The sequence below is a fragment of the Streptomyces montanisoli genome, from assembly GCF_017813245.1.
GTDB classification, from domain to species: Bacteria; Actinomycetota; Actinomycetes; order Streptomycetales; family Streptomycetaceae; genus Streptomyces; species Streptomyces montanisoli.
The window spans coordinates 1-798 of record NZ_JAGIQL010000384.1 but is presented as its reverse complement, the minus strand read 5'-3'; the positions used below and the strand labels follow the sequence as shown (position 1 = coordinate 798).

At 57.3% G+C, this 798-nt stretch carries 1 rRNA gene; it reads right to left on the bottom strand.

Going from position 1 to position 798, the window contains the following annotated elements:
- Positions 1–798 (bottom strand): 23S ribosomal RNA (locus JFN87_RS33285); the annotation flags it as partial.

Sequence of the window (798 nt, the reverse complement as noted above, 5' to 3'; positions counted from 1 at the left end):
TGACTAACCGGTCCCCTTAACGTTCCAGCACCGGGCAGGCGTCAGTCCGTATACATCGCCTTACGGCTTCGCACGGACCTGTGTTTTTAGTAAACAGTCGCTTCTCGCTGGTCTCTGCGGCCACCCCCAGCTCACGAAGAAAATTCGATCACCAGGAATGGCCCCCCTTCTCCCGAAGTTACGGGGGCATTTTGCCGAGTTCCTTAACCATAGTTCACCCGAACGCCTCAGTATTCTCTACCAGACCACCTGAGTCGGTTTAGGGTACGGGCCGCCATAAAACTCGCTAGAGGCTTTTCTCGACAGCATAGGATCATCCACTTCACCACAATCGGCTCGGCATCAGGTCTCAGACACATGCCCGGCGGATTTACCTACCGAACGTCCTACACCCTTACCCCGGGACAACCACCGCCCGGGCTGGACTACCTTCCTGCGTCACCCCATCACTTACCTACTACCCCCTTGGGCCGGCGGCTCCACCACTCCCCTCAACTCCGAAGAGATCAGGGCGGCTTCACGGCCTTAGCATCAGAAGATTCGATATTTGACGCTTCACAGCGGGTACCGGAATATCAACCGGTTATCCATCGACTACGCCTGTCGGCCTCGCCTTAGGTCCCGACTTACCCTGGGCAGATCAGCTTGACCCAGGAACCCTTAGTCAATCGGCGCACACGTTTCTCACGTGTGAATCGCTACTCATGCCTGCATTCTCACTCGTGAACCGTCCACAACTCGCTTCCGCGGCTGCTTCACCCGGCACACGACGCTCCCCTACCCATCACAGTCCCCGTT